At 64.5% G+C, this 4995-nt stretch carries 4 protein-coding genes; all 4 read left to right on the top strand.

Annotated features, from left to right (window positions below):
- Positions 1 to 769, top strand: a 769-nt coding sequence (locus tag AC1DT2_RS15575; protein ID WP_477297294.1) for an aminotransferase class III-fold pyridoxal phosphate-dependent enzyme, incomplete at its 5' end; no start/stop codon positions are given.
- Positions 770 to 974: 205 nt separating this feature from the next.
- The gene (locus AC1DT2_RS15570) at positions 975 to 1292 is read left to right on the top strand and encodes a PsiF family protein (RefSeq protein ID WP_082878886.1); all 318 of its coding nucleotides are present in this window, start codon (positions 975 to 977) and stop codon (positions 1290 to 1292) included.
- A 196-nt stretch (positions 1293 to 1488) separates the two neighbouring features.
- On the top strand, positions 1489 to 2127 hold the full coding sequence (upp, locus tag AC1DT2_RS15565) for a uracil phosphoribosyltransferase (RefSeq protein ID WP_063570728.1): 639 nt from the start codon (positions 1489 to 1491) through the stop codon (positions 2125 to 2127).
- A gap of 135 nt (positions 2128 to 2262) precedes the next feature.
- A partial coding sequence (locus tag AC1DT2_RS15560; protein ID WP_477297293.1) for a lamin tail domain-containing protein occupies positions 2263 to 4995 on the top strand: 2733 nt, incomplete at its 3' end.

Raw genomic sequence — 4995 nt, 5'->3', positions numbered from 1 at the left:
GCCTTACAACGTGGCCTCGCTGAAGGCCGCGTTCGCCGAGGCCGACCGCCAGGGCTGGTTCATCGAGGCGATGTTCCTCGAGCCGGTCATGGGCGAAGGCGATCCGGGCCGTGCGCTCACGCCGGAGTTCTACGCCGCCGCGCGCGAACTGACGCGCGAGYACGGCACCCTGCTCCTGGTCGATTCGATCCAGGCCGGCCTGCGTGCGCACGGCGTGCTGTCCATCATCGACTACCCGGGCTTCGAATCCCTGGAAGCGCCGGACATGGAGACCTTCTCCAAGGCGCTCAACGCCGGCCAGTACCCGCTCTCCGTGCTTGCGGTGACCGACCGCGTCGCCGGCCTGTATCGCAAGGGCATCTACGGCAACACGATGACCGCGAACCCGCGCGCCCTCGATGTCGCCGTCGCGACGCTCGCGGAGCTGACCGACGAGGTCCGCGCGAACATCCGCGACCGCGGCCAGGAATTCCTGCAGAAGCTGGAAGGCCTCAAGAGCGAACTCGGCGGCATGATCACCAAGGTCCAGGGCACCGGACTGCTGTTCTCCTGCGAGCTGGCAGCGGACTACAAGTGCTACGGCGAAGGCTCGACCGAGGAATACATGCGTGAGCGCGGCGTCGGCGTGATCCATGGCGGTGCCAACTCGCTGCGCTTCACGCCGCACTTCCGGGTGACCAGTGCCGAGGTGGACCTCATCGTCGAGGAAATCCGGCATGCGCTGAAGGAAGGCCCGCGTCGGTCGGCGTCGTCGACAAAGGCGGCCTGAGGCCGACGCACTGCTCTATCTGGATCGCTCCATCTGGGAGCCGCTTCAGCGGCGAAGGGTGCTCGCGAAAGCATCGCCGATGAATCGGCTCCCACAAAGAGCCTGCCCCACCCGCCAGGCCTGCTGAATCCCCTTTTGTAAGGGATGACCGTGAGGGGTAAGCTCAGGCACGCCGGATTCGCCCGGCGTCACGTAGGGGTTTGCCATGTGTATGCAGCTTCGTGTCCTTGCCGTTGCTTCCCTGCTCGCCTTTTCCGCCGGTGCGATGGCCGCCCCACAGGCAGCCGCCAAGAAAGAACTGACGCCGCAGCAACAGCGCATGTCGACATGCAATACACAGGCGACAGGCAAGAAGGGCGATGACCGCAAGACGTTCATGAGCAGCTGCCTGAAGGGCGACGCCCCGGCGCCGGCCAAGATGACCCAGCAGCAGAAGATGACGTCCTGCAACAAGGACGCTTCGGCCAAGAGCCTGAAGGGCGACGAGCGCAAGACCTTCATGAGCACCTGCCTGAAGGGCTAAAAAATCTGTAGGAGCCGATTCATCGGCGATGGGGACTCGCGTCAACCTTGCCGCCGCAACCTTGCCCGCTGCCGCGGGATCGCCGATGAATCGGCTCCTACAAGTGTCCCTGCCCTGACCCCAGGGGTTCCGGCCATCTGGCTGGAAGGCTCTCGCATGCGACAATCGCGGCATCCTTGCCATCGACCGCATGCCCATGAAAATCGTCGAAGTCCGCCACCCCCTCATCCAGCACAAACTCGGCCTGATGCGCCGTGCCGGCATCAGCACGAAGGAGTTCCGCGAACTCGCTTCGGAAGTCGCAGCGCTGCTCACGTACGAGGCGACGGCCGACATGGAAACCGAGTGCAAGATGATCGAGGGCTGGGCGGGCCCGGTCGAAGTCACGCACATCAAGGGCAAGAAGGTCACCATCGTGCCGATTCTGCGTGCCGGTCTGGGCATGCTCAGCGGCGTGCTGGAAATGATTCCCGCCGCCAAGGTGAGCGTCGTCGGCCTGCAGCGTGACGAAGAGACGCTCGAGCCGGTCGCCTATTACGAGAAGCTCAGTGGCGGCATGGACGAGCGCACGGCGATCATCGTCGATCCCATGCTGGCCACCGCGGGTACCCTGGTCGCCACCGTCGACATGCTCAAGGCGGCCGGCGCGAAGAAGATCAAGGGCCTTTTCCTGGTGGCCGCGCCCGAGGGTCTGAAGCGCATCGAAGCCGCCCACCCGGATATCGAGATCTACGTCGCCTGTATCGACGATCATCTCAACGAGCTCGGCTACATCCTCCCCGGCCTGGGCGACGCCGGCGACAAGATCTTCGGGACCAAGCAGAAACCTTCCTGAGTCGTCGGGTGCGTCACATCCCCCTGTCATAAATTCGCGGCACACTTCGCCGGCGGATCCGCAGGGGGAACGCCACGCAGGGGTTGCGGGGTGCTTCGGGTCGCGTACATCTCAACGACTCGAGGGGATATTCGAATGCGTTTGACCACGACACGGCGCGCCACATGGGCGGCGCTGGCAGGCCTTATGGCCATTCTTCCGCTGCAAGCCGCGGACCTTACGATCACCCAGTTCCGCGTTCGCGGACCCGCCGGGGGCAACGACGAGTTCGTCGAGGTGCAGAACACCGGCACCGCGGCACTGGACGTTTCCGGCTACAAACTCAACGCGTCCAACTCGGCCGGGACGACCGGCACACGCTTCACGTTCCCGGCGGGCACGTCGGTTGCCCCGGGCTGTTTCCTGCTGCTCGCGAACACGGCAGCTTCCGGTTACTCCGGCAGCGTCACGCCCGACCTGAAGTATTCGACAGGCGTCACGGACGATGGTGGCCTCGCCCTGCTCAATGGCTCGGGCACGGTGATCGACCAGGTGGGCCTGAGCACCGGTTCGGCGTACAAGCTGGGCACGCCGCTTGCCACGCTCGGCAGCAGCAATACGGACCAGGGTTATGGCCGCAAGACGAACCCTGCAGGCGTCCCGCAGTCCAGTGGCGACAACTCGGCGGACTGGATCAAGGTTGCACCGACGGCGCCGCGCGCCAGCACGTCGCCCTGCGTCGCTCAGGGGCCGAGCCTTTCCGTCGCCGATGCCACGGTGAGCCTGCGCAATGGCGACGACGTCACGATGCCGTTCACCGTGACGCTCAGCCAGCCGGTGACCACCGACGTGAGCGTGCACGCTGCAACGGCGGACGACACCGCCACGGTCGCCGCCGGTGACTACGACGCCGTCGATACCACACTGACGATTCCGACCGGCAGCAACAGCGCCACACTCAACGTCACGGTGCACGGCGCAAAGGCCGCCGGTCCCGACAAGACGTTCCGCGTCAACCTGAGCGACGCGACAGGCGATGTCACCATTGCGAAAAGCGCAGCGGTGGGCGCGATCCTCAATGAAATCCCGGTCGCGGCGGAAATCTGGCAGGTCACCGGCACGGGCCAGGTCTCGCCACTGGTCGGCAAACGTGTCGCCACGCACGCGAACATCGTCACGGCGGTYGGCCCCGCCGGCTTCACCATGCAGACGCCGGACAATCGCGCCGATACCGACCCGCTCACCTCGAATGGCATCTACGTGTTCACCAGCACGGCGCCGAAAGTCAAGTCGGGCGACGTGGTCGATGTCGAAGCCACGGTGGACAACTACTTCAACCTGCCCGAGCTGAAAAACGCCACGATCACCACGAGCATGCACGGCGCGCACCTGCCGAAGGCTGTGGCGTTCGGTAATAGCATTCCGTCGACGGATCCGAATGCGCTTTCCTGCGGCACGACGAACTACCAGTGCTACGTCGGCATGCGCGTCGTGATCGACAATGGCATGATCACGACCGGTAACCTGCGTTTCAGCAACGAACCCTTTGCCGAGGTGTACATCACCGCGAACGGCACACGCTCGCTGCGCAAGCCGGGCGTGCGTTACACCGTGCCGGTGCCTGCGGGTGTGAACCTGCCCAACTGGTCGGGTAACCCCGAAGTGTTCAAGATGAACACGGCCGACTTCGGTGCAGTGGCGGCAAACACCCCGTTCAACGCAGGCACGACCTTCAAGGCCGAAGGCGTGATGTCCTACGCCTTCGGCATGTACACCTTCATCCCGACGAAGATCACGATCAAGAAGGCCGCTACGCTGCCGCGCGCGGTCGATTCGCGTCCCTTCTATGCAACACGCGTGGGCGCGTTCAACATGGAGCGCTTCTGCGACTCGGACTTCAATACGACCTTCACCTGCAGCGGCGGCGACACCGAGCCGACGCCGGCCCAGGTCGCGTTGAAGACGCAACGACTCTCGGCGTACATCGGTAGCGTACTCAAGCTGCCGGACATCCTCTCGGTCGAGGAAGTGAAGAGCCTGGCCGTCCTGCAGGGTCTGGCAAAGCAGCTGGGTGACGACTACCCGGCGCAGTACGAAGCCATCCTCCAGCCGGGCCACGATCCGAGTGGCATCAACGTCGGCTTCCTCGTCCGTACGGACCGGGTGCGTGTGCTCGACGTGCGTCAGCTGGGTGCGGACGAAACCTGGGACGACGAAGGTTCCGTCTCGTTCCTGCACGACCATCCGCCGCTGCTGCTGACCGCCGAGGTGCCGTCGATCATCGGCCGCATGCGTGTCAACGTGATCGCCGTCCATCCGAAGGCCCGCCAGAACGTGGACAAGACCGGCGACGCCGCCGATCGCGACCGCGAGAAGCGCTTCCTCCAGGCCAAATCCCTCGCCACCCAGGTGCAGGCGATCCAGACCGACCGGAAGAACCTGCTTGCACCGCTGCTGGTGGTGGGCGACTTCAACTCCTACCAGTTCAGCGATGGCTTCACCGACGTGGTTGGCCTGATCGCCGGCCGCTATGACGACAGCCAGAACCTGTTGAAGCTGGGCAAGAACCTGGTCAAGCCGACGCTGTGGAATGCCGTGGATTCGGTGCCGGAACAGGATCGCTACTCGTTCCTGTTCACCGAGAACTTCGGCAACATCCAGGGCCAGGCTCCGCGCCAGGTACCGACGCACCAGGTACTCGACAACGCGCTGCTGAATACCGTGGCGCGCGGCCTGTTCCTGAAGATGCAGTACGGCCGCGGCAACCTCGACGCACCGGTGCAGACGCTGGACGATTCGGCCACGGCTACCGATGCAAAGAAGGCGATGGGTTCGTCCGACCACGATGGTTTCGTGGTGGATATGCTGACGCTGCCGCTGGGGTTGTTC

The sequence above is a fragment of the Luteibacter sp. P4_E6 genome (assembly GCF_056401535.1).
This window is presented reverse-complemented; position numbering and strand designations above follow the sequence as displayed.